Origin of the sequence: Klebsiella sp. BDA134-6, assembly GCF_015601345.1 — a bacterium.
GTDB lineage: Bacteria > Pseudomonadota > Gammaproteobacteria > Enterobacterales > Enterobacteriaceae > Klebsiella > Klebsiella grimontii.
In genome coordinates this window covers 858916-883938 of the sequence record NZ_CP064784.1, presented here as the reverse complement: position 1 = coordinate 883938, position 25023 = coordinate 858916, and the positions used below count along the sequence as shown (strand labels likewise).

Below are 25023 nucleotides of genomic sequence, written 5' to 3'. Positions count from 1 at the left end.
GCCATCGTTCGCATAGCGGTTCTTTTATTTAAATCACACTTTTCCCCGAACCTTAATTGGCTTTATGGTTTTTATGTTGTTAATTAATTCAGAAGAATAAAAACAATTAAATTAATTAAAAACACGGCCAATAAGTGAAGATAATCACATATCATCCTGAGGTACATTTATTATTATGCCGCCGTCCTATTATTGCTTTTTCTAACGGCATTAATACACAAAATCATTCAAGTTGCATCGAGGCGGTAACTGAATGAATCCCAGGAGCTTACGCATAGTAAGTGACTGGGGTGAGTGAAGGCTGCCAACAAAGAGGGAGCTTGAAGGATGATGTGTATATTCCTTTTTTTAACAGGGTGACGTCATATGACTAATATGAGCCAGGCTCCATCTGCAGAGAAAAAAGGCGTTAGCGATATTCTGGGGTTTAAAATCTTCGGCATGCCGCTACCGCTTTACGCCTTTGCGTTAATCACTTTACTACTTTCACACTTTTATAATGCCCTGCCGACCGACATTGTCGGCGGCTTCGCCATCATGTTTATTATTGGCGCCGTTTTTGGAGAAATTGGCAAACGCCTGCCGATCTTCAATAAATATATCGGCGGCGCGCCGGTGATGATCTTCCTCGTGGCCGCCTATTTCGTTTATGCAGGCATTTTCACCCAGAAAGAAATTGATGCGATCACTAATGTGATGGATAAAAGTAACTTCCTGAACTTATTCATCGCAGTATTGATTACTGGTGCAATCCTCTCGGTTAACCGTAAGCTGCTGCTGAAATCTCTGCTGGGTTATATTCCGACCATTTTAATGGGGATCCTCGGCGCATCCATCTTCGGGATTCTCATCGGCTTGTGCTTCGGTATCTCCATCGACCGCATTATGATGCTGTACGTCCTGCCTATTATGGGTGGCGGCAACGGCGCGGGCGCGGTGCCGCTATCTGAAATTTATCACTCCGTCACCGGCCGTTCGCGTGAAGAGTACTACTCCACCGCGATTGCTATCCTGACCATCGCCAACATCTTTGCCATCGTGTTTGCCGCGCTGCTCGATATTATCGGTAAAAAGCACACCTGGCTGAGCGGCGAAGGCGAGCTGGTGCGCAAGGCCTCTTTCAAAGTAGAAGATGATGAAAAAGCGGGCCAGATTACCCATCGCGAAACGGCCGTCGGCCTGGTGCTCGCCACAACCTGCTTCCTGCTGGCCTACGTTATCGCCAAGAAAATTCTGCCAAGCATTGGCGGCGTATCTATCCACTATTTCGCCTGGATGGTGCTGATCGTCGCGGCGCTGAACGCTTCCGGCCTCTGCTCGCCTGAGATTAAAGCTGGCGCTAAACGCCTGTCTGACTTCTTCTCTAAGCAACTGCTGTGGGTACTGATGGTCGGCGTCGGCGTGTGCTACACCGACCTGCAGGAAATTATCGACGCGATTACCTTTGCGAACGTCATCATCGCGGCGGTGATCGTCGTGGGCGCGGTCATCGGCGCGGCCATCGGCGGCTGGATGATTGGCTTCTTCCCGATTGAATCCGCGATCACCGCCGGTCTGTGCATGGCTAACCGCGGCGGCTCGGGCGACCTGGAAGTACTCTCTGCCTGTAACCGTATGAATCTTATCTCTTATGCGCAAATCTCCTCCCGTCTGGGCGGCGGTATTGTGCTGGTCATTGCCAGCATCGTGTTCGGCATGATGATGTAACCAACACGCACGATGGCGATGTTTGAGCGTCAACCACAGCGGTGCTATTTAGGGTCCAGAGCCGGGGGCGGCTTCGGGAAATCCACCCTACTCCTTAGCCGGAAGCACCGGTTGGTTAGCCTTCAGGCACGCCATCGTGCCCTTACTTTTGGATCTTTTCATGAGTGATGCAGTTCTGCTGGGTGAAGGCTTCACCCTGATGTGCCTCGGCATGGGCTTTGTGCTGTCGTTTCTGTTCCTGCTGATTTTCGCCATCCGCAGCATGTCCGCCGCCGTCAACCGCTTCTTCCCGGAACCGGCTCCCGCGCTGAAGGCCACACCTGCCGCCGCGCCCGCTGACGACTTCGCCCGCTTAAAGCCGGTAATTGTCGCCGCTATTCACCACCATCGCCGCCTTAACCCTTAATTCACGGAGGAATCCATGACCGTTGCCATTACCGATGTCGTCCTGCGCGACGCCCACCAGTCCCTTTTTGCCACCCGCCTGCGCCTCGACGATATGCTCCCCGTCGCCGCGCGGCTCGACGACGTGGGCTACGGCTCCCTCGAATGCTGGGGCGGCGCCACCTTCGACGCCTGCATCCGCTTCCTCGGCGAAGACCCCTGGGTCCGCCTGCGCGAACTGAAAAAGGCCATGCCGAAGACCCCGCTGCAGATGCTGCTCCGCGGCCAGAATCTGCTCGGCTACCGCCACTACGCCGATGACGTGGTGCAGCGCTTCGTTGAGCGCGCCGTCAAAAACGGCATGGACGTGTTCCGCGTCTTCGACGCCATGAACGACCCGCGCAATATGCAGGCCGCCCTGCAGGCAGTGCGCAGCCACGGCGCGCACGCCCAGGGCACGCTCTCCTACACCACCAGTCCGGCTCACACCCTGCAGACCTGGCTCGACCTGACCGAACAGCTGCTGGAAACCGGCGTCGATTCCATTGCGATTAAAGACATGTCGGGCATTCTCACCCCGATGGCCGCCTTTGAGCTGGTGAGTGAAATCAAAAAACGTTATGACGTGAAGCTGCACCTGCACTGTCACGCCACCACCGGGATGGCGGAGATGGCCCTGCTGAAGGCCATCGAGGCCGGCGTCGACGGCGTCGATACCGCCATCTCGTCCATGAGTGCCACCTACGGCCACCCGGCCACCGAGGCGCTGGTGGCGACGCTGGCCGGAACGGAGCATGACACCGGGCTGGATATCCTGAAGCTGGAGAGCATCGCCGCGTACTTCCGCGAAGTGCGCAGAAAATACCACGCCTTCGAAGGCCAGCTGAAGGGCACCGACAGCCGTATCCTCGTGGCCCAGGTGCCGGGCGGCATGCTCACCAACCTCGAAGGCCAGCTGAAGCAGCAGAACGCCGCCCACCGTCTGGATGAGGTGCTGGCGGAAATCCCCCGCGTGCGCGAAGACCTCGGCTTTATCCCGCTGGTCACCCCCACCTCGCAGATTGTCGGCACCCAGGCGGTGCTTAACGTCCTCACCGGGGAGCGCTACAAAACCATTGCGAAGGAGACCGCCGGCATTCTGAAGGGCGAGTACGGCCACACCCCGGTGCCGGTCAACGCGGCATTACAGGCCCGCGTACTGGACGGCGCCGAAGCCATCACCTGCCGCCCGGCGGACCTGCTGAAGCCGGAGCTGGCGGAGCTGGAAGCCGACGTGAAGCGCCAGGCGCAGGAGAAGGGCATCACGCTTGCGGAGAACGCCATCGACGACGTGCTCACCGTGGCGCTGTTCCCGCAGGTCGGCCTGAAGTTCCTTGAGAACCGCCATAACCCGGCGGCCTTTGAGCCGCTGCCGCAGGCGGAAGAGGCAAAACCTGCCGCCGCTCCGGTGAAAGCTGCCGCTTCCGGCGTCTACACCGTGGAAGTGGAAGGGAAAGCCTTTGTGGTGAAGGTCAGCGACGGCGGCGATATCAGCCCGCTGACAGCGGCCGCTCCGGCGGCGCCTTCCGCCCCGGCTCAGGCTGCCGCCCCGGCAGGCGCCGGTACGCCGGTGACCGCGCCGCTGGCGGGCACTATCTGGAAGGTGCTGGCCACCGAGGGCCAGAGCGTGGCCGAGGGCGACGTACTGCTGATTCTGGAGGCCATGAAGATGGAAACCGAAATCCGCGCCGCGCAGGCCGGGACCGTGCGCGGTATCGCGGTGAAATCCGGGGACGCGGTCGCGGTGGGCGACACCCTGCTGGCCCTGGCGTAAGGAAGAGGAACGGAAATGGAAAGTCTGAACGCCCTGATTCAGGGCATGGGGCTGATGCACCTCGGCGGCGGCCAGGCCGTCATGCTGCTGGTGAGCCTGCTGCTGCTGTGGCTGGCCATCGCGAAGAAGTTCGAGCCGCTGCTGCTGCTGCCGATTGGCTTCGGCGGGCTGCTGTCGAATATTCCCGAGGCCGGGCTGGCGCTGACCGCCCTGGAGAGCCTGCTGGCCCATCACGACGCCGGGCAGCTGGCGGTGATTGCGGCGAAGCTTAACTGTACGCCGGACGTTCATGCCATCAAGGAGGCGCTGGCCCTGGCGCTGCCGTCGGTGCAGGGGCAGATGGAAGACCTCGCCGTGGATATGGGCTACTCCGCCGGGGTGCTGGCGATTTTTTATAAGGTCGCCATCGGCTCGGGCATCGCCCCGCTGGTGATATTTATGGGCGTCGGGGCGATGACCGACTTCGGCCCGCTGCTGGCCAACCCGAGGACCCTGCTGCTGGGGGCGGCGGCGCAGTTCGGCATCTTCGCCACGGTGCTCGGGGCGCTGACGCTGAACTACTTCGGGATTATCAGCTTCACCCTGCCGCAGGCGGCGGCCATCGGCATCATCGGCGGCGCGGACGGGCCGACGGCGATTTACCTCTCCGGGAAACTGGCGCCGGAGCTGCTGGGCGCCATCGCGGTGGCGGCGTACTCGTATATGGCGCTGGTGCCGTTAATCCAGCCGCCGATTATGAAGGCGCTGACCAGCGAGAAGGAGCGGAAAATCCGCATGGTGCAGCTGCGCACGGTGAGTAAGCGGGAGAAGATTCTGTTCCCGGCGGTACTGCTGCTGCTGGTGGCGCTGCTGCTGCCGGACGCGGCGCCGCTGCTGGGGATGTTCTGCTTCGGCAACCTGATGCGCGAGAGCGGGGTGGTGGAGCGCCTGAGCGACACGGTGCAGAACGGGCTGATAAATATCGTGACGATATTCCTCGGGTTATCGGTAGGGGCGAAGCTGGTGGCGGACAAGTTCCTGCAGCCGCAGACGCTGGGGATACTGGTGCTGGGGGTGATTGCGTTCTGCGTGGGGACGGCGGCGGGCGTGCTGATGGCGAAGCTGCTGAACCTGTGCAGTAAGCACAAAATCAACCCGCTGATTGGCTCGGCGGGCGTGTCGGCGGTACCGATGGCGGCGCGGGTGTCGAACAAAGTGGGGCTGGAGTCGGATGCGCAGAACTTCCTGCTGATGCACGCGATGGGCCCGAACGTGGCGGGAGTGATTGGCTCGGCGATTGCCGCCGGGGTGATGCTCAAGTACGTGCTGGCGATGTAAACCGTTACCTTTCCCGGATTATGGCTGACGCCTTATCCGGGCTACAAATGCACCGCCGTCTGCGGATAGGGAGCCCGGACAGGCGCTACGCGCCGCCTCCGGGAAATATCCCAGGCGGCGCCAAAGCCCAAACCGGAGGTACGTAAAACGTCGTATTCCGACTAAACGTGTTCTGAAATCAGTAAATTTGTGGGCCAATTCCGCGCCGTCGGCCGCTAAAAAAGAGAAAATAACCTTTTGATATCAATTCGCCCAATGTTTGCCCGAAAAATCACGCACTGGTTTGCCCGACGTTCGTTTCAGAACCGCATCTTCCTGTTGATCCTGTTTACCTCGACAATCGTGATGCTGGCGATGTCATGGTATCTCACCAGCATTACCGAGGAGCGCCTGCATTACCAGGTCGGACAGCGCGCGCTGATTCAGGCGATGCAGATCTCCGCTATGCCCGAACTGGTTGACGCGGTGGAGAAACATGATCTACCGCGCATTAAAGCACTTATCGACCCGATGCGTTCGTTTTCCGACGCTACCTATATCACCGTCGGCGACGCGAAAGGCCGGCGCCTGTATCACGTGAATCCAGAGGAGATCGGTAAATCGATGGAAGGCGGAGACAGCGACGAGGCGCTATATAACGCTAAAAGCTACGTGTCGGTGCGTAAAGGATCGCTCGGTTCTTCACTACGCGGCAAGTCGCCGATCCAGGACAGCACCGGGAAGGTGATCGGTATTGTATCGGTGGGCTACACCATCGAACAGTTAGAAAACTGGCTGAGTCTGCAAATCGGATCGCTGATGATCCCGATGGCGATCATGCTGCTTCTGCTGCTCTACTGCGCCCGGCGCTTCTCGCTCCACATTAAAAAACAGATGCTGAATATGGAACCCCAGCAGCTCTCACAGCTGCTTATCCAGCAGAGCGTCCTGTTTGAATCGGTCTTTGAGGGGCTGATAGCCATTGACTCCCACTACCGAATTACCGCCATCAATCAAACCGCAAGGAGGCTATTAAACCTGAGCCAGCCGGAAACCATTCTGATTGGCAAAAGCATCAGCAGCGTGATCTCTCAGGAGACATTCTTCTATGACGCGCCGCAGACCAATAAAAAAGACGAAATCGTCACCTTTAACCAGATTAAAGTGATCGCCAGCCGCATGGCCGTCACGCTCAATAGCGAGCCTCAGGGCTGGGTCATTAGCTTTCGCAGTAAAGACGATATCAACACCCTGAGCCTGCAGCTCAGCCAGGTTCAGCAGTACGCGGATAATCTGCGGGCCGTGCAGCACGAGCATCGCAATCTGATCTCCACCATAGCCGGGCTGCTGTTTTTAAAACGCTATGACAACGCGCTGGATCTTATTCAGCAGCAATCTGAAAGCCACCAGAAGGTGCTCGATTTTATTGCCCGTAATTTTAAAGTGAATCACCTTGCCGGGCTGCTGATCGGCAAGTATTACCGCGCCAAAGAGCTCGGAATAGAGCTGGTATTCGATCCCGCCTGCCACGTTGAGAGCTTACCCTCGTCGCTTTCGCATAATGAGTGGATCTCGATCGTCGGTAATTTGCTGGACAATGCCTACAACGCCACCTTGCGCCAGCCGACAGGTTCAAGGCAGATCGAATGCCTGATCAACAGCGAGGGCGACGAAGCGATTGTCGAGATCGCCGACCAGGGCTGTGGAATTGACGAATCGCTGCGCGATCGTATTTTTGAACGCGGCGTCACCAGCAGCGGCAGCGGCGATCACGGCATTGGACTCTGGCTGGTTCGCAGTTACGTTGAGCAGGCCGGCGGTAATATCGTCGTCGATAACAACATTCCTTTTGGCACCATTTTTACCCTTTATATCCCCCTGACCAGAGATGAACATCATGGATAGCATTACAACTCTCATCGTTGAAGACGAACCTATGCTGGCGGAAATCCTGGTGGATACGATCAAGCAATTTCCCCAGTTCGAAGTCATTGGTATTGCCGATAAACTGGAAAGCGCGAAAAAGCTGCTTCGCCTCTATCAGCCCCAGCTCACTCTGCTGGATAACTTCTTGCCCGATGGTAAAGGGCTCGATTTGATCCGCCACGCCGTCAACACGCATTATCAAGGGCGCATCATTTTCATCACTGCCGATAACCATATGGATACCATCAGCGAAGCCCTGCGGATGGGCGTTTTTGATTACCTGATTAAACCGGTTCATTATCAGCGATTACAGCATACCCTTGAGCGTTTTGCCCGCTATCGCAGCTCTCTGCGCTCGAGCGAACAGGCAAGCCAAACCCATGTTGACGCCCTGTTCAATATCCAGGCAAAAGAGCATACGGAAGCCGCAGGCTCTCCGCTGCGCGGTATTGATGAGAGCACCTTTAACCGGGTATTACAGCTTTTCGCCGACCCGGAAACGGTCCATACCGCAGACACGCTCGCCCGTATTCTCGGCAGCAGTAAAACCACCGCCCGCCGATACCTTGAGCAGGGGGTTAAAAACGATTTTCTTGAAGCTGAAATCAGCTATGGCAAAGTCGGCAGACCGGAGCGGATTTATCACGGTAAACATCCTGCGCATATTTAAGTCCCAGGAGATGCCCTGTTCATCGCGCATCTCCTTTCATGCGCTTATTCCACGGTGTAGCTGACAATAATTTGGCCTTTTTTCATCTTCACCTGGTTAATGACGATTTTCCCCAGCTCGGACAGGCTGGCAACGTGCGTACCGCCGCAAGGATAGCTCTGCATATCGCCGAACCCAACCTGGCGCAGGCCATCGGCAAAAGCGACCTGAAGCGGTAAATTTTCTGCCTGCCAGGCGGCGACTTTTTCCAGCAGTGCGCTGGCTTCGGGCAGCCCACCGTTAGCCCCCACGGCAAAAATGATACGGCTTTCTCCCGGCCAGTGATGTCCTTTCATCGGCTGCCAGCCTGACTGCTCGCCGGCCTGGGCAAGCACGTGCCCGGCGGAGTGCAGGCGCGCGTGAAGCCGCCGGCTTTCGGCATCGATACGGATCGTGACCTCGCCTGGCGGCAGCGGCTGTGAAACGATATGCGCTACGCTATCGCCGCGCGAAACCACGCCTTCGACCGCCAGATCGGCAATCCAGCCGCGATCCGCCGGCTGCCCGCCACCCTGCGGGTGAAACAGCGTGCGGTCCAACTCAATGGCATAGCGGCCATCGGCTTCGCTCAGGCAGTTGACGACTCGCGCCAGGCATTCAGTGGCGTCGCTGGTGTAATAAAGGCGTTCAGTCATGGTTGTCCTCCTCTCTGTCAGGACAGTATATTGATATTACTGGTGGCGATAATCCCGCCTGACATCAATGCAATTTTGCTCTGGAAGCACGAATGAATCTGAGCCTACTGCCCGACCTCGCCCTGTTTGTGCAGATTGTCGAACAGGGCAGCTTTTCCGCCGTCGCGCGCCAGGCGGGCGCGACGCCTTCAGCTATCAGCCGCAGCGTTTCGCGCCTTGAACAGGAGATGGGCTGCAAGCTGCTGCACCGTACAACGCGCAAGCTACGCCTCAGCGAGCCCGGTAAGACGGTGTATGAACATGCGCTGGAGATGCTGGAGTCGGCGCGTCTGGCTATCGATTCCGCCAGCAGTACCCAGGCGGTGGCGCAGGGCAAGCTCACGCTAAGCGTGCCGAAAGCCGTGGGCCGGTTTGCCATTCACCCGCTCATGCTGGAATTTTTTACCCGCTATCCACAGGTCGACGTCTGTCTGCGGCTCGAGGATCGGGTTCTCGATTTTATTGATGACGGTATTGACCTGGCGCTGCGTATCACCCCTACTCCCTCACCGGGGCTACACGGTAAGCCTTTGATGACCATCAGCCACGTCATCTGCGCGACGCCCGGCTACCTGGAGCAATATGGAAAGCCGCGAACGCCGCAGGACCTGCGCGATCATAGCTGTATCAGCCTTGGCGAAACGCCCGCCGATGCGCGCTGGAAGTTCCGCCGAGGGGGGAAAACGGAGACGATCCAGACCCACGGCCGCTACGCCGCCAACCACACCGCCGTACGCCTCGATGCCGTGAAGCAGAATCTGGGGATCGGTAGCCTGCCGCTGTTTACCGCCCGTGAGGCGCTGGCGCGCGGCGAGATTGTGCAGGTTTTACCGGAGTGGGAGTTTATCAGCAGCTATTCCGGCCAGCTGTGGCTACTGTGGTCGGGCAATAAGCATATGCCCGCCAGAATGCGGGCGATGATTGATTATCTTAGCGAGAAGATGCAGCCGGCTTCAGGCAGCACAGCCATAGTGCGACGATCAAAAACCATGGAATAATAAGGCACAGGGCGAACCACCATCCTGAACGACCGATATCGTGCATCCTGCGGCAGCCAACGGCCAGCAGCGGGACAATCATCAGCAGTAACAGAATACCGCTGAGCGGCACAGCGAAAAAAATGAACACGCCGTACTCAGAGTTATGCTGCACCGCCAAAAACCAGGTCGCCAGCGGCAAGGCAAGAATCAACAGGTTGATGAGCAAAAAAGACCAAAACTCCTGCCTGCTGGCCACTCCGCTAAAATCGAGGCCCTTTTTCCATCCGTTAAAATACGCTTGTCCATTCGTCATTTTTCTCTCCCTGTTCATAGCCCAATCCAGTATTGGCTGCGTACCGGAGAGATTACGCCAGAATAACCCATCGTGCGATAGCGTAAAGCAGCAAGAATTTTGAACGTGAGTTATTTTATCTCGACTATAAATAAAACGGGGATGATATATCATCCCCGCTTATTCATCTTGACGATGAATATCATTTAATGTTGGTGGGTTGTTAAGTGTAATTTATTATAATTAATTAAGCTCCCCGCTTTAATAATCTCCCGCTCTGATGCGGTTAATCCCTCCATATAAAGCGAGATCTCTTTGACGGGATGCTGAGGGCTAATCACGAAGGCGGTAATCTGGCTCAGATCGCTTTCCAAAGCTGACTTGATTCCCGGGATATAGATAAAGTCGCCCACTTCAAACTCCGGCAGCGCCTCCATCTGCAGCGGCAGCATCCCCCAGTTGATAACGTTTGAACGATAGCGCTTGGTCGCATACTGCTGGGCAATATTCGCCAGGCCGCCAAGGACTCGCTGGCAGCTGGCAGCCTGCTCGCGCGCGGAGCCATCGCCGGGTTTAACCGCATACACCATACTGCCTATCTCCGTCTGCTCGAGGGTGACATTTTCCTGTCCCGGCAGTTGCCGGATCCGAGAAAAAACCGCCTCAAGCTCCGGCTCCAGACGGCAAGGGTTGTCGCCTGTCATCCGCAGTGTTTCCAGAGCGGCAATCTTCTTACTGCGGCCAACGTAGCCCGGATCGCGTCGTGAAAGGGTAAACTCGGCCAGCCCTAAAGGATTGGAGCGGAATGATGAGGTTTCTCCGGATGGAATTAGTTCATCGGTGGTGGTCACCGGATCCATTATCTTTGAGGTCACGTTTAACAGAATATTTTCCGTTAGCGCACTCATCTCCGGCCAGTCTTTAATATTCGGACCATAAATCAGCGATTGTTGCGTCGCCCCCTTAATAAAGCCTTGATAAACGCGATTTTTATAAGGCGAAGCATCAAATTCATACTGCGGAATGTTTTCCCAGCAATCGAGTTCGCAAGCCGATGTCAGCACGCCCCCATTGGCTGCCGTCGCCGCAATGGAGCGGGCATCCATCAGCGCGACAGCCGACATTTGCCCATTCCCCGGTTTTGATCCTTCCCGGTTTGGAAAATTACGCGTCGTGTGGCGAATGCTTAATCCGTTATGCATGGGCGTATCGCCTGCGCCAAAACAGGGTCCACAAAATGCGGTGCGCATAATCGCGCCGGCGCTCAACAGCGCGCTGGTCATGCCTTTTTTAGTCAGGTCCATCAATACCGGTTGGGAGGAGGGATATATCGACAGAGAGAAAGCGTTGTCACCACAGGAGTGGTTTTTTAAGGCATGCGCCGCTTCGACCACGTTAACATAGTTTCCGCCGGCGCAACCGGCGATGATCCCTTGCTGAATCCGCAGCTTACCATTTTCGATTTTATCCCGCAGGGTGAGCGCTGCGCGTCCCTGGGAAATTTTATCGGCCGCCGTTTCGACCTCATGCAAAATATCCTGCAAATTGTCATTAAGCGTATCAATTTCGTAGACGTTGGCGGGATGAAAGGGCAAGGCGATCATCGGCTTGATACTACTTAAGTCCACCTCTATGCAGCCATCATAGTATGCCATCTCTTTCGCTGAGAGCGGACAATAGTCCTGCTCCCTGCCATGAATACGTAAGTAGTGTTTGGTCTCTTCATCGGTTTGCCAGATAGACGATAGACACGTGGTCTCTGTTGTCATCACATCCACGCTATTTCTGAAGTCGGTAGACATCGTCGCCACGCCCGGGCCAACAAATTCCATAATTTTATTTTTCACGTAACCGCGCTCGAACACCGCGCCAATTATCGCCAGGGCAATATCCTGAGGGCCAACGCCGGGCGAAGGTTTACCCGTCAGATACACCGCAACCACCTCTGGATAATCAATATCCCAGGTCTCACCCAGCAGCTGTTTAACTAACTCTCCGCCCCCCTCGCCAACCGCCATCGTTCCCAGCGCGCCATACCGGGTATGACTGTCTGAGCCCAGTATCATTTTCCCGCCGCCGGCCATCATCTCACGCATATATTGATGAATAACGGAAATATGGGGCGGGACATAAATGCCGCCATATTTTTGCGCTGATGACAAACCAAATATATGGTCATCGCTATTGATCGTGCCGCCGACTGCGCAAAGCGAGTTATGACAATTCGTTAAAACATATGGTAATGGAAAACGCTCCATTCCTGATGCCTTAGCGGTCTGGATGATGCCCACAAAAGTAATATCGTGGGAAGCCATCGAATCAAACTTAATTTTTAACTTACGATCATTCCCTGACGTATTATGTGCGGAGAGAATCGACCACGAGATCGTTCTCTTGCGCGCCTCCTCCTTCTCCTCTACCGCGGCTGAGTGATTATCAGCACAAATAATACCATGCTGATGCGAGATATAGACTCCATGGTCATATAATTTAATCATGACATATATCCTTAGATGTAGAAAAAATCACGCCTGAACGATTAGCCCTACTTATTTTAAAAAATCGCTGACCGCAATTAATAAAATGGAAAGAAAATGGGCAGCAAGATAAAGCTCACAATTGCCGATATCAACATAAGCGGCAAGCCAACTTTTACATAGTCGACAAACTTATATCCGCCGGCGGAAAAAATCATCATATTGGCAGGCGTTCCCACTGGCGTCGCATAAGCGCATGAACAGCCGATAACAATCGCCATTAACACCGCCCGAGGATCGGCGCCCATCGAATGGGCAATAGACAGGCCAATCGGCATTAATAAAGCCGCCGTTGCCGTATTCGACATAAAATTGGTTAAAATACAGGAGATGATTAATACGGCGCTTAAAAGTAAGAAAGGCGAGGCCTGGTCCCCGAGCAAATCTATTATTGAGCGCGCCATGATCGCCCCAGCACCGGTGGTTTCCAGCGCCTTTGCTAATGCCAGAGTGCCGCCGAACAGGAAAATCGTTTGCGAGTCGATGGCCTGGTAGGCCTGTTTTTCAGTAATCACCCGGGTAATAACCAACGATAAAGCACCAATCGAACCAATAATCGCAATCGGTATACCAATGCTCTTTTCGAAGATCATGCCCAATACCGTCGCGATCAATACCGCCAGCGCAATCACCTGCTTGTACGTCGGGCAATCGACCGTCCTGATGCTTTCAACGCCGTGCTTCTGGAGCGTATTTTTGTCGGGTAATATCCGGTAGCCGATAGTCACAAAATAGAGAATACCGCAGGCTAACATGGGAATACCTAACTTAGCATATTCAAAAAAGCTAAAACTTTGGCCAACCTGTTCCAGCGCCGATTGCGCGATCAGGTTGCCGGGTGAACCGATCAGCGAAAGATTTCCGCCCAACGCAGAGGCACACGCCAGTGGCATAAGCAGTCGAGAGCGGGCGTACCCTGATTTTATCGCTGCGCCTATCACCACAGGAATTAAAACCGCCGCCGTGCCGGTATTGGACAATACTCCGGAAAGGATCCCACAGACTAACATAATGATGACAATGAGCTGCTTTTCGCTCCGCGCATAACGCGTCACAATACCGCCAATCTTATCCGTTACGCCGGTTTCAAATAAGGCTCCGCCAACCACAAACATTGCCACAAACAAAATGACATTTTGATTAATAAAACCGGAAAATGCCGTTTGCACATCAAAAACGCCGGTAACCACCAAGGTAATACAAACAATCATGGCCGTTACAGCCAAAGGGATTTTTTCCCACACAAACATTACTACAGAAAAAACCAATAGCGACAATGTAATCGTAACTGGAGACATAAATATATCACACCTCACCTTATCAAAGGCCATATAATCATATTTAAAATCAGGTAACTTCACCCACACTTAAACGCTCAAATAAAACAACAGAAAAGCTCCATGCCGCTCTGAATAATAAATCTTGCCCATGGGCATCCTGCGATGCCCAGGTAATCCATCATTTTCTCAAGAATAGTTTAAATTACCTTCCAGGCGATTAATATTTCCCACCACCATACCCCTAGCGTGATTTGCAGGAGGAAAGTAAGTAACGCTAATATTCCACCGATAATCCACCATGATTTAATATCATTATAGCCAACGCCAAAAATAACTGGCCCTGCAGCCCCGCCGTAGTGGGTTACCATGCCACCATAAGAGTTGCTGAAGAGTAAGGCCAGCGCGGTTAGCATGACCGGCGCGCCAGAAACATTCGCCAGCATGGCAAAGACCGGTACCATGGCGACAATATAAGCGCTACCCGACGCAAAGAAGTAACGAACTAAAATGCTTAAGGCAACAATAACGATGAAAGCAACATTACCATGACCGTTAAATGAAATATTATTTTTTAATAATTCAGCCAGCCATAAGAAAAAGCCAACTTTAGAGAGCAGGGAACTTAAACCAATAATACCACCGTACCATATGAGCGTATTCCACCCCCCCTTATTCTTAATCACGTCATCCCAGGTCACGATTTTCAATACCAGCATCAGCGCCATTACACAGATTGCAACAGTAGACTCATTGACCCCCAGGGCGCTGCTGAATACCCAACCGCCGAGCGCAAGAACAAAGAGGCAAGACAGCATCTTTTCCCGCACCGTCATGGGCCCCAAAGCGTCTATGCCTGTCTGAGCGATCTTTTTATTATCAACTCGCTTTAATTCTGGCGGATATAGCTTGTAGGTAATCAGCGGCGTCAGCAGCAACATAATGATGCCAGGTAGTCCAGCGGCCAGCGCCCATCCTCCCCAGCTCAATTTTATGTGGCAAATATCTTCGATCATTTTCAGCGCAAGGATATTCCCGGCCATAGCGGTGAAGAACATGTAGCTGGTCGTTTTAGTGACCATATAGATGTTCAGCATGAGGTAATGGCCCACGCGCTTCGCGCTCCTCTCCGGCTCTGACCCTAAGGCGACGGCGACACTATTGATTATGGGTAAGACGATGCCGCCGGCACGGGCCGTATTCGACGGCGTGGCGGGCGCCAGAATCAGGTCAAGAAAAGCGGTAACATAGCCCAGGCCCAACGTCGTACTACCAATTTTGCCGATCAGAATATACGCAATTCTTTTACCCAATCCGGTAATGACAAATGCCGCGCTCAGAGTAAATGCAGAAAACACCAACCAGGTGGTACCTGATGAATATCCGCTTAACACGCTGGCCGCTTTTATCGAACCGTCGCCTAAATTTCCCACGACCACCATTGATGCGGCTACCGCGATCAGGAGGACCACGGGCTCAGCAAAGGGTTTAATGACTAACCCGACGATCGCTGCCAGATAGATACCGGATAATACCCAGGCAAGTTTTGATAACCCTTCTGGCGCTGGGAATAAACTGATGAGTAACGGTATTGCTATTATAACAAGCAGCTTCCATAATTTATTCTTTTGCATTTCCATTCTTTCCCTGTAATCAATATTTAAGGATGCTGGTGAAACGTATTCACATCACTCCCCTCCCCGATTCCGGGTATTTTTATAGATACTAAGAGAGTGGGTATTTATTCGGGAATGTAAACCGTTCCTGAAAGGATCTTCCGCGCGGTGCGAATAACCGATGCGCGGATATTTTCTGGGCGTTCAGCAGTCTGACTTAAGTCGACTTCAATACCGCCGCTGGGATGTTCGACTTTAATGATTCCGTCGCCTGATAGATTCGTCAGTTCATTAGCAATGGTTTCCGGAATAATACATGCGCTTGCCAGACCGATAGCACCGGTAATCGCCAGCGATTTATGGCAATTATGCGGCATAAAATAGCGTACGTTTATACTTCCGCCACTTAGCGCAGGAGAAATCAGAACCGGTTTAGGGATAACCATATTAGTTACATCCCCAAACCCCATCGCCTTGCCAGCCTGGATACGAATAGATTCAAGCGATTTTAATAACGCGCTATCCCGATCTAATTCACTTGCAGATTCATATCCGGTTTTGCCCAGACTCTGAGCCGGGATCACCACCATGGGCATCGCCATATCAATACAGGTCACTCGCACATTATCGAATACGTCCATGCGATTACCTGTCGGAAAAAGGCGTCCGGATTTTGCCCCCGCCGCATTCAAAAAAGTCAATGCCACCGGCGCAGCGCGGCCCGGAACGCCATCGATTTGGCTATCCCCTTCATAGATAACCTTTCCTTCAGGTGTTTGAACGTCAGCATCAATAAAAGTATTGGTGTTCACGTTTCTTATACGCACTCGCGTAACCGGAGACGCCGCCTCAACTAACCCATGCTCAATCGCAAAGCCGCCTACCGCACACAGCATATTGCCGCAGTTTGGCGTCGTATCCACCCGCCGTTCATTGACGATGACCTGAACAAACAGATAATCGATATCCGCTTCTTCGCTAAGCGATTGACTGATAATCGCCACCTTACTGGTTTGTGGGCTCCCTCCGCCAATGCCGTCAATTTCCAGCTCATGACCCGAGCCCATGATCGCTAATAAGCAGTCATCACGTTGCTGAATATCCTTGGGTAAATCATCTGCTAATAAAAAGGCACCTTTCGATGTCCCGCCACGCATTAATACACAGGGAATGCTCTTCATAGCATGTTCCTTATTCGCTAAGAAATAGAAGAATGGTGTAAAACGGCTTCGTGAATTTAATTGGTTTTATGTTTTTTAAGATTTTTATTTACTTAATTAACGGCCAAAACAATCACCTCAGGCATTTTACAAATTCATTCTACTTGCAAGAATTCCACCGGTTGATAAAATTTTGCCATAAGAGTTATTCCTGCTGAGCATTAATTAAAAAATACTCCCGCTTAATAATGACTTGTCATCTACTTAGAGAAACGCTTATTAAACCCTACGGAGCAATAATGAAAAATGAACTATCCGGTATGAAAGCCTTTGTCACGGTTGCGGAGCTTGGCTCATTTAGTAAAGCAGCCGAGCAGCTCAATCTCACGCAACCCGCGCTGACCAAAAAAATAAAAAAAATAGAGGGTAATCTGAACATTGCGTTGTTCGAACGAACCACGCGAAAAATTGCGCTTACTCAGGCCGGAAAAATGCTTCTCCCAAAGGCCAAAGCGTTGATTGCCAGCCTTGATGCGGCAATATTTAACCTCAACGATTTAACGTCTCAAATACATGATACGGTGACGCTATCTTGCATTCCGACCGCCGTATTTTACTTTTTACCGCGTGCTATCGTGCAATTTAATCAAAGCTATCCCAACATCAAAGTACGAATTTATGAACAAGGTATAGAAACGTGCATGAACTCAGTACGCAAAGGCGATGTTGATTTTGGAATAAATATGAACTTCATCACATATCCAGACATCGATTTTATCCCTCTGGTGAATGAACCTTTCGTTCTGGCGTGTCGGCAAGACCATCCGCTGGCGGGGAGACAATTAGTCGAGTGGCGTGAACTGGTGAGCCAAACCTTAATCGGCGTCAGGAAATCAAGCGGCAACAGACAGTTAATCGAGAAATGCCTGGCGGATAAGCCCTGGCGACTGGATTGGTTTTATGAAGTCCGACACTTGTCGACCTCGCTCGGTCTTGTCGAAGCCGGGCTGGGCGTCTCAGCGCTCCCCTGTCTGGCGATGCCCCATAGCGGCAACAGCACCGTCGTGAGCGTTCCGCTTGTCGAGCCGGTGATCCGGCGCACGCTTGGTATGATCCGCGTAAAGAACCGGCCCCTTTCCGCGGCGGCAGAACGATTAGCGTCGCTACTACTGCTGATGTGGACCGATGAAGCGGGCACGTTATGGCGCAACGTCGTCGACCCCATTCAAAACACCTGAGCACCATGCCCGGCCGCTTTATTACCGGGCTAGGGCGCCAACGCAATCACCTCGGCCGCCCAGCGCTGAAATCCTTCGACATCCAGCCCCAGCGCCACCTGCGCATTTGCCGGTTGGCCAAGTTTACCTTCGATATCCACCACCGTGGTGCCTGAAGTCCATGTACCCTGGGTTTCTACCGCCACGAAGCACGGTGCAAGGGTAAAAAGCTGCGGGCGAACCAGCCACGCAATCGCGCACAGGTCATGCATACGCAGACCGCTGCTCATGCTGCCGCTACGGTAGTGGCTAAACAGCGCGTGCAGCATTTTCCCGGTCTGATTCAACGTCGGCAGAGTGGCGAGATAATCCGGCGCCAGCATCGCCTGATTAGTGACGTCCAGCCCGCACATGACGATATCCAACCCGCTGTTGAACACTTTAGCCGCCGCTTCCGGGTCGATGGCGATGTTAAATTCCGCGTTCGGCGTAAAATTGCCGCGCCCGGCGGAGCCGCCCATGATCACCAGGCGACGGATATTAAAGCGGCATTCTGGGTACTGGGTCAGCAGTAGCGCAATATTGGTTAGCGGGCCGATCGCCACCAGGGTCATCGGCTCCGGGGCGTGCATCAGCGCGTCGCGGATCGCCTGAAACGCCGGTTTCGCCAGCGGCTGGCGGTGATGTTCAACGAAATCGTAGCCTTCCATCCCGGACTCGCCGTGCACCGAGGCGGCGTCGCGCAGAGGGCGAACCAGCGGCATCGACGCGCCCTGGGCCAGGGGAACATCGGCGTTCCAGAAATGCAGAAGCTGAAGGGCGTTGCGGGTCGTTTTCTCCACCGACACGTTGCCCGCTACCGTGGTCATCAGCTGCAGATCAAGCTCGGGGGCGAATAGCGCGGCGGCAATCGCCGCGGCATCATCAATGCCGGGATCGGTATCCAGAATGATAGGTAAGCGCATCGTTTCTCCATAAAAAATGCCAGACGTTAAGTCTGGCATCTTCTCATACTGCAGCTGAAAAGAACTTACTCTACTTCACGGACATCTACGCGCAGCTCTTTCGGCACCTCGAAAACAATGTTCTCTTCGCGGCCTTCCAGCGGCACCGCATCGCCACCGCCCAGCTCCTGCAAACGCGAAATCACGTTCTGTACCAGGATATCCGGCGCCGATGCGCCCGCGGTCACGCCGACGCAGCCCGCTTCTTTCACCCAGGCTTCCTGGATATCGGTCGCGTCGTCAATCAGATAGGCCGCTTTTCCCATCCGCTGGGCCAGCTCGGCAAGGCGGTTTGAGTTCGAGGAGTTCTTCGACCCCACCACCAGCACCACATCGGCCTGCCCGGCCAGCGCGCGGACGGCTTCCTGACGGTTAGTCGTGGCGTAGCAGATATCATCTTTACGCGGCCCGACGATTTTCGGGAAACGCTCGCGCAGAGCGTCAATCACGTCGGAGGTATCGTCGACGGAGAGCGTCGTCTGGGTCATAAACGACAGTTTAGCGTCGTTTTTCACGTCCAGCGTCCAGACATCGTCCGGCGATTCCACCAGGTACATTCCCCCCAGCGGGTTGCTGTACTGGCCCATGGTGCCTTCGACTTCCGGGTGACCAGCGTGGCCAATCAAAATGGATTCTTCGCCGCGACGGCTGGCGCGGGCGACTTCCATATGCACTTTGGTGACCAGAGGACAGGTGGCGTCAAACACCGTCAGATCGCGGCTTTTCGCCTCGTTGCGAACGGCCTGAGAGACGCCGTGGGCGGAGAAGATCAGGATTGCGCCGTCCGGCACTTCGCTAATCTGCTCGATAAAAATCGCACCGCGTTGACGCAGGCTGTCGACAACATAACGGTTGTGCACGACTTCATGACGCACGTAGATCGGCGCGCCGTATAGCGTCAGCGCGTTTTCAACAATGCTGATAGCGCGGTCAACGCCTGCGCAGAAGCCGCGCGGGTTAGCCAACAGAATCTGCATCTTACCCCTCCAGCGCCGGATCGATCTCCAGCACGTCAACATCAAAATGAACGGTACGCCCAGCCAGCGGGTGGTTGAAATCAACGGTGATCGAATCGCCGTTCACTTCGCGGATCACGCCGGGCATTTCGCTGCCATCCATTGCTGTAAAGAGCATAATCGCGCCGACTTCCGGCTCGCCCGCGTCGATAAATTCCCGGCGCGAGAAGTATTGGATCAGGTCCGGGCTCGGTACGCCAAATGCAGCGTCCGGCTCCAGCGAAAAGGTGGTTTTATCCCCTTCTTTCAGCCCCAGCAGATGCTGTTCCAGGCCTTCAGAAAGCGAGGTATCGCCCAGGCGAAAGAGCGCGGGTTTACCGTTATTGCGGGTTGACTCTGCGGTGGAGCCGTCGTCGAGCTTTAAGGTGAAGTGCACCAGCACCGCACTGTTGCTCTGTACTGATTTAGACATGCAGGTTGCTCACTTGTTTTACCCGGCGGCGGTGGCGCCGCCGGGCGAGTTTTGTTACGCCTGTTTCTTCGCAGCCGCGTTCGGTAAGAAGCCTTCCAGCACGATCAGCGCCGCGCCGATACAGATAGCGGTATCGGCGAGGTTGAAGGTGGCGAAGTGCCAGTTCCCGACGTAGAAATCGATCATATCGACGACAAAACCATGCCACAGCCTGTCGAATAAATTCCCCAGCGCGCCGCCAATAATCAGCGCATAGGCAATGTTATTCAGCTTCTGCGTCGCCTTAGAACGATACATCAGCACCGCGAGGATCACGCAGATACCGATAGCGATACCGGCGAAGAACCAGCGCTGCCAGCCGCCGCTGTCGGCAAGGAAGCTAAAAGCCGCGCCATAGTTGCGCGCATAGTGCAGATTAAGCGATGGGAACAGCGATACCGTATCCCCCAGAGCAAAGTTCTGGAGGATCAGGAATTTACTGCCTAAATCGATAATCAGCACGGCTACGACGACCCACAGCCAGCGTAGCCCCGTTGAACAAATCGGTTTACTCATCAGGCAAACTTACGTTTTTCGCCGTCACCGGCGATGTTGCTGACACAGCGTCCGCAGATATCCGCGTGTTCCGCCACCTTGCCGATATCCGTGGTGTAATGCCAGCAGCGCGGGCACTTGTCACCTTCGGCTTTGCTCAGCACGACTTTCAGGCCTTTCAGCAGCTCACTCTGCCAGGCGTCGGCCGGAGCCTGCGCATAATCGGCAACTTTCGCCCCTGAGGTCAACAGGACAAATCGTAATTCATCGCCCAGCGCGTTCAGCTTCGCCGCCAGATCGGCATCGGCGTAGAGCGTCACTGCCGCCTCCAGCGAGCCGCCAACCTGCTTATCCGTACGCGCCTGCTCAATGACCTTATTGACTTCGCCACGCACCTTCAGCAGCGCGTCCCAGAAGCCGTCGTTCATCGCTTCGTCCGCGTCCAGGCCAAACAGGCCGGTATACCATTCGCCGGTAAAGACGTATTTCTCGCGGTCGCCCGGCAGGTAACCCCAGATTTCGTCAGCGGTAAAGGACATGATCGGCGCCATCCAGCGCACCAGCGCTTCGGCAATATGGTACAGCGCGGTCTGGCAGCTACGACGCGCGATGCTGTCCGCCTTGGTGGTGTACTGGCGATCTTTAATGATATCGAGCCAGAACGAACCCATTTCGATGGAGCAGAAGCGCATCAGGCGCTGCACCACTTCGTGGAAATCGTAAGATTCGTAGGCTTTGACGATATCGTCCTGCGCTGCTTGCGCACAGCCTACGGCCCAGCGGTCCAGCACGACCATCTCTTCCGGTTTCACCATGTCTTTTGCCGGGTCGAAGCCGTTGAGGTTCGCCAGCAGGAAGCGCGCGGTGTTACGGATACGACGATAGCTGTCGGCGGCGCGTTTGAGGATCTCGTCGGAGACGGCCATCTCGCCGGTGTAGTCGGTGGAAGCCACCCACAGGCGCAGAATATCCGCCCCCAGCTTGTTCATCACGTCCTGCGGAGAAACGGTGTTGCCGATGGATTTGGACATCTTGCGGCCCTGACCATCAACGGTAAAGCCGTGGGTCAGTACCTGGCGATAAGGCGCTTTGCCCTTCATCGCGGTAGAGATCATCAGGGATGACATGAACCAGCCGCGGTGCTGGTCGGAACCTTCCAGATACATATCGGCGGCGTGACCGGTAAATTCCGGACGCACGTCAACAACGGAGGAGTGGGTCGACCCGGAGTCAAACCACACGTCCAGCGTATCCGGCACCTTCTCGTAGCTATCCGCGTCGGCGCCGAGGATATCGCGGGAATCGAGATCCCACCACGCCTGGATGCCGTCGACTTCTACGCGTTTAGCGACTTCTTCCATCAGCTCCAGCGTACGCGGGTGCAGCTCTTGCGTCTCTTTATGCACGAACAGCGACATCGGTACGCCCCAGGTGCGCTGACGGGAGATACACCAGTCAGGACGGTTGGCGACCATCGATTCGATACGCGCCTGGCCCCAGTCCGGGATCCACTGCACGCCTTTGATTTCGGAAAGCGACTGCGCGCGCAGGCCTTTTTGATCCATGCTCACGAACCACTGCGGCGTGGCGCGGAAGATGATTGGCGTTTTGTGGCGCCAGCAGCACGGGTAGCTGTGCTGCATTTTTTCAACGTGCAGCAGCGCGCCTTTTTCTGACAACAGCGCAACGACAACCTCGTTGGCTTTGAAGACGTTTACGCCGTCCAGCGTCGGGTAAGTTCCCGGCAGATAGGCGCCGTCCGGGCCAACCGGGTTAGCGACTTCCAGACCATATTTTTGACCGATGACATAGTCATCCGGGCCGTGGCCTGGCGCGGTATGTACCGCACCGGTACCCGCGTCCAGCGTGACGTGATCGCCCAGGATCGCCGGGACGTCGAAATCGAGGAACGGATGCTTAAAGCGCATCAGCTCCAGCTCGGCACCGTTCACCACCGCCAGGATGGTGTAATCAGCAATGCTGGCGCGCTTCATCACGCTTTCGACCAGGTCTTTCGCCAGGATCAGCGCCTGACCGTCAACCTGCACCAGCGCATAGTCAAACGCCGGGGAGAGGGAGATGGCGCGGTTCGCCGGCAGGGTCCACGGGGTGGTGGTCCAGATAACCAGAGAAACCGGGCCGTTGACGTCCGCCACACCGAATTTTGCCAGCACCGCCGCTTTATCGGTCGCGTGGAACGCCACGTCGATGGACGGGGAGGTTTTGTCGTAATACTCAACTTCCGCTTCCGCCAGCGCTGAGCGGCAGTCTACACACCAGTGCACCGGCTTAGCGCCTTTGTGCAGGTGGCCGTTGCCGATGATTTTACCCAGCGCGCGGATGATGTTGGCTTCGGTTTTGAAATCCATGGTCAGGTACGGGTGCGACCAGTCGCCGAGCACGCCCAGACGGATAAAGTCTTTACGCTGTCCATCAACCTGGGTGGCGGCGTATTCGCGGCACTTGGCGCGGAACTCGGCAGCGGTGAATTTCTCGCCCGGCTTGCCGTACTCCTGCTCCACTTTCAGCTCGATCGGCAGACCATGACAGTCCCAGCCCGGTACGTACGGAGAGTCATAGCCCGCCAGCCCTTTGGACTTAACGATAATGTCTTTCAGAATCTTGTTAACCGAGTGACCAATATGAATGCTGCCATTCGCATAAGGAGGGCCATCATGCAGAATGAAGGTTTTTTTGCCTTTTTTGGCTGCACGAATGATGCCGTACAGGTCATCATCGGTCCAACGCGCCAGCATTCCCGGTTCACGCTTGGCGAGGTCGCCGCGCATCGGGAACCCTGTTTCCGGCAAATTCAGGGTCGATTTATAGTCACTCATCAGATTCTCGGTTCCGTATTTCGGTTTGATAAACACCGTCAGGGTTATGCCTGTCCGGTTAGCCCAAAGATGTCGCGGGCCGTTAACTCATCACGTGCGATTTGCGTTTTTAGTTCATCAAGCGACGCAAATCGCTGCTCGTTACGTATTTTTTTACGCAGTATTACATCTATATGGCGACCGTAGAGGTCCATTACAACATCCAGGAGATGAACTTCCAGCTGCTGACGCACGCCGGATACCGTTGGACGAGTACCAATGTTGGCGACCCCCATAAACGGTTTGTCGCCAAGCCCTGTCACTTCTACCGCATAGACCCCTTTTACCGGGGAAACCTGACGGCGCAGCGGTAAATTCGCCGTCGGGAAGCCTATTGTGCGCCCGAGCTCATCGCCGTGCACTACGCGCCCGGAGATGGTAAACGGATGCCCCAGCAGCGTCTCCGCGAGAGGCAGATCGTCGTCAGCCAGCGCCTGGCGCACCGCCGTGCTGCTGATGCGCACACCGCCTTCACAGAAGGTTTGGGTGCTGGTGACGTCAAAGCCATACTCCACGCCGGCTTTTTGTAATAACAAAAAATCCCCCTGGCGACCCGCGCCAAAGCGGAAATCATCGCCAACGGCGAGGAACTGGACACCCAGTTGGCGGACCAGCAGTTCGCTGATAAAGTCCTGGGCGGTCAATGCGGCAAAGCGCCGATCGAAGCGCACGCACAGGACGTAATCGACGCCGCTTTCGGCCAGATAGTTCAGCTTCTCACGCAGGCGCGTTAATCGCGCTGGCGCTTTATCGGCGGCAAAAAGCTCAAGCGGCTGCGGTTCAAAAATCATCACCACCACCGGTAAGCCACGCTGGCGGCCTTCTGCGCGCAAACGCTGCAATAATGCCTGGTGCCCGCGATGCACGCCGTCAAAATTTCCAATGGTCAGCACGCACCCGTGCGGGGCCTGACTGAGATTATGTATGCCGCGTATCAGCTTCATGTCTGGCTCAAAACAGTGAAAATCGTCCGAGTATACCTTGTACAACTGGCGACGTTAACCAGCGATTGCACCTCTTCACTGAAAGATCCCGGTAATTCATTCACTCAGCGCGAGATTGCGGGAAAATCTCTCCGGCGTCGTCGATTTTTATGGTCGAAAGGCTGTATTCGCCAGCAACAAGCTGGTAGAATCTTGCGCCATCACTACGTAATGAAGCGTTGTTAGTTTGAACGACGCTTATTTGCACAAATCCATTGACAAAAGAAGGCTAAACGGGCATTCTCCTCGGCCTTTGAATTGTCCATATAGAACACATTTGGGAGTTGGACCTTGGCTAATATCAAATCAGCTAAGAAGCGCGCCGTTCAGTCTGAAAAGGCCCGCAAGCACAACGCTAGCCGTCGCTCTATGATGCGTACTTTCATCAAGAAAGTATACGCAGCTATCGAAGCTGGCGACAAAGCTACTGCACTGAAAGCATTTAACGAAATGCAACCAATCGTGGACCGTCAGGCTGCTAAAGGTCTGATCCACAAAAACAAAGCTGCGCGTCATAAAGCAAACCTGACCGCTCAGATCAACAAACTGGCTTAATCGCCCGCGCGTTGTCGCTTTGAAAAAAACCCGCGAAAGCGGGTTTTTTTATGTC

At 54.7% G+C, this 25023-nt stretch carries 21 protein-coding genes; 9 read left to right on the top strand and 12 right to left on the bottom strand.

All coding sequences use genetic code 11. The features are described 5' to 3' along the window. Window positions 1-366: 366 nt before the first annotated feature. The 6 genes from citS (at window position 367) to IYV58_RS04110 (ending at window position 7796) form a co-directional block, all read left to right on the top strand. Window positions 367-1707, top strand: a complete 1341-nt coding sequence (gene citS, locus IYV58_RS04135) for a citrate/sodium symporter CitS (RefSeq protein ID WP_004128807.1) — start codon at window positions 367-369, stop codon at window positions 1705-1707. A 160-nt stretch (window positions 1708-1867) separates the two neighbouring features. Then, window positions 1868-2113 (top strand): oxaloacetate decarboxylase subunit gamma, encoded by a 246-nt coding sequence (locus IYV58_RS04130; protein ID WP_142481962.1) that lies wholly within the window; start codon window positions 1868-1870, stop codon window positions 2111-2113. 15 nt (window positions 2114-2128) lie between these two features. Then, window positions 2129-3904 carry a sodium-extruding oxaloacetate decarboxylase subunit alpha gene (oadA, locus tag IYV58_RS04125; RefSeq protein ID WP_004125768.1) on the top strand — a complete coding sequence of 592 codons (1776 nt, stop codon included), beginning with the start codon at window positions 2129-2131 and terminating at the stop codon, window positions 3902-3904. 15 nt (window positions 3905-3919) lie between these two features. Beyond that, window positions 3920-5221 (top strand): oxaloacetate decarboxylase subunit beta, encoded by a 1302-nt coding sequence (locus IYV58_RS04120; protein ID WP_004125763.1) that lies wholly within the window; start codon window positions 3920-3922, stop codon window positions 5219-5221. A gap of 255 nt (window positions 5222-5476) precedes the next feature. Beyond that, the gene (locus tag IYV58_RS04115) at window positions 5477-7105 is read left to right on the top strand and encodes a citrate sensor histidine kinase CitA (protein ID WP_004128802.1); all 1629 of its coding nucleotides are present in this window, start codon (window positions 5477-5479) and stop codon (window positions 7103-7105) included. Continuing rightward, window positions 7098-7796 carry a citrate response regulator transcription factor CitB gene (locus tag IYV58_RS04110; RefSeq protein WP_004128800.1) on the top strand — a complete coding sequence of 233 codons (699 nt, stop codon included), beginning with the start codon at window positions 7098-7100 and terminating at the stop codon, window positions 7794-7796. The genes IYV58_RS04115 and IYV58_RS04110 overlap by 8 nt, the downstream gene beginning before the upstream one ends. Window positions 7797-7840: 44 nt before the next feature. On the opposite strand, the gene IYV58_RS04105 is transcribed toward IYV58_RS04110, so the two are convergent. Beyond that, complete coding sequence (locus tag IYV58_RS04105) at window positions 7841-8470, bottom strand: alanyl-tRNA editing protein (RefSeq protein ID WP_004128797.1); 630 nt, start codon at window positions 8468-8470, stop codon at window positions 7841-7843. Window positions 8471-8562: 92 nt separating this feature from the next. On the opposite strand from IYV58_RS04105, the gene IYV58_RS04100 reads away from it, so the two are divergent. Next, window positions 8563-9507, top strand: a complete 945-nt coding sequence (locus IYV58_RS04100; protein ID WP_049123170.1) for a LysR family transcriptional regulator — start codon at window positions 8563-8565, stop codon at window positions 9505-9507. Here IYV58_RS04100 and IYV58_RS04095 read toward each other — a convergent pair. The 5 genes from IYV58_RS04095 to IYV58_RS04075 all read right to left on the bottom strand — a co-directional run bounded on the left by IYV58_RS04095 (window position 9440) and on the right by IYV58_RS04075 (window position 16392). Then, window positions 9440-9802 (bottom strand): DUF805 domain-containing protein, encoded by a 363-nt coding sequence (locus tag IYV58_RS04095; protein ID WP_087828609.1) that lies wholly within the window; start codon window positions 9800-9802, stop codon window positions 9440-9442. The genes IYV58_RS04100 and IYV58_RS04095 overlap by 68 nt on opposite strands. A gap of 185 nt (window positions 9803-9987) precedes the next feature. Continuing rightward, window positions 9988-12279: a hydratase gene (locus IYV58_RS04090; RefSeq protein WP_004128791.1), complete on the bottom strand. Its 2292-nt coding sequence runs from the start codon at window positions 12277-12279 to the stop codon at window positions 9988-9990. A gap of 77 nt (window positions 12280-12356) precedes the next feature. Continuing rightward, window positions 12357-13616, bottom strand: a complete 1260-nt coding sequence (locus IYV58_RS04085; protein ID WP_142481028.1) for an SLC13 family permease — start codon at window positions 13614-13616, stop codon at window positions 12357-12359. 179 nt (window positions 13617-13795) lie between these two features. Beyond that, entirely contained in the window at window positions 13796-15229 is a 1434-nt protein-coding gene (locus tag IYV58_RS04080; protein WP_032742245.1) for an anion permease, read from the bottom strand. A gap of 107 nt (window positions 15230-15336) precedes the next feature. Then, entirely contained in the window at window positions 15337-16392 is a 1056-nt protein-coding gene (locus IYV58_RS04075; protein ID WP_004128782.1) for a 4-oxalomesaconate tautomerase, read from the bottom strand. Between the two features lie 278 nt (window positions 16393-16670). Here IYV58_RS04075 and IYV58_RS04070 point away from each other — a divergent pair, with 278 nt between their 5' ends. Further along, window positions 16671-17609 carry a LysR family transcriptional regulator gene (locus IYV58_RS04070; protein ID WP_004128780.1) on the top strand — a complete coding sequence of 313 codons (939 nt, stop codon included), beginning with the start codon at window positions 16671-16673 and terminating at the stop codon, window positions 17607-17609. Between the two features lie 29 nt (window positions 17610-17638). Here IYV58_RS04070 and rihC read toward each other — a convergent pair whose 3' ends face one another. From rihC to ribF, 6 genes are all read right to left on the bottom strand, one after another. After that, a complete protein-coding gene (rihC, locus tag IYV58_RS04065) occupies window positions 17639-18553 on the bottom strand; it encodes a ribonucleoside hydrolase RihC (protein WP_004098488.1) in 915 nt (304 codons plus the stop codon). A 65-nt stretch (window positions 18554-18618) separates the two neighbouring features. Next, complete coding sequence (gene ispH, locus IYV58_RS04060) at window positions 18619-19569, bottom strand: 4-hydroxy-3-methylbut-2-enyl diphosphate reductase (protein ID WP_004128779.1); 951 nt, start codon at window positions 19567-19569, stop codon at window positions 18619-18621. A gap of 1 nt (window position 19570) precedes the next feature. Beyond that, window positions 19571-20020, bottom strand: a complete 450-nt coding sequence (fkpB, locus tag IYV58_RS04055) for an FKBP-type peptidyl-prolyl cis-trans isomerase (RefSeq protein WP_004128778.1) — start codon at window positions 20018-20020, stop codon at window positions 19571-19573. Between the two features lie 54 nt (window positions 20021-20074). Continuing rightward, window positions 20075-20575, bottom strand: coding sequence for a signal peptidase II (lspA, locus tag IYV58_RS04050; protein WP_004098485.1), 501 nt, complete (start codon window positions 20573-20575; stop codon window positions 20075-20077). Then, a complete protein-coding gene (gene ileS, locus IYV58_RS04045) occupies window positions 20575-23391 on the bottom strand; it encodes an isoleucine--tRNA ligase (protein ID WP_195729438.1) in 2817 nt (938 codons plus the stop codon). Before ileS ends, lspA begins: the two co-directional genes overlap by 1 nt. 44 nt (window positions 23392-23435) lie before the next feature. After that, window positions 23436-24374 (bottom strand): bifunctional riboflavin kinase/FAD synthetase, encoded by a 939-nt coding sequence (gene ribF, locus IYV58_RS04040; protein WP_195729437.1) that lies wholly within the window; start codon window positions 24372-24374, stop codon window positions 23436-23438. Between the two features lie 330 nt (window positions 24375-24704). On the opposite strand from ribF, the gene rpsT reads away from it, so the two are divergent. Further along, entirely contained in the window at window positions 24705-24968 is a 264-nt protein-coding gene (gene rpsT, locus IYV58_RS04035; RefSeq protein ID WP_003018940.1) for a 30S ribosomal protein S20, read from the top strand. Window positions 24969-25023 lie beyond the last annotated feature (55 nt).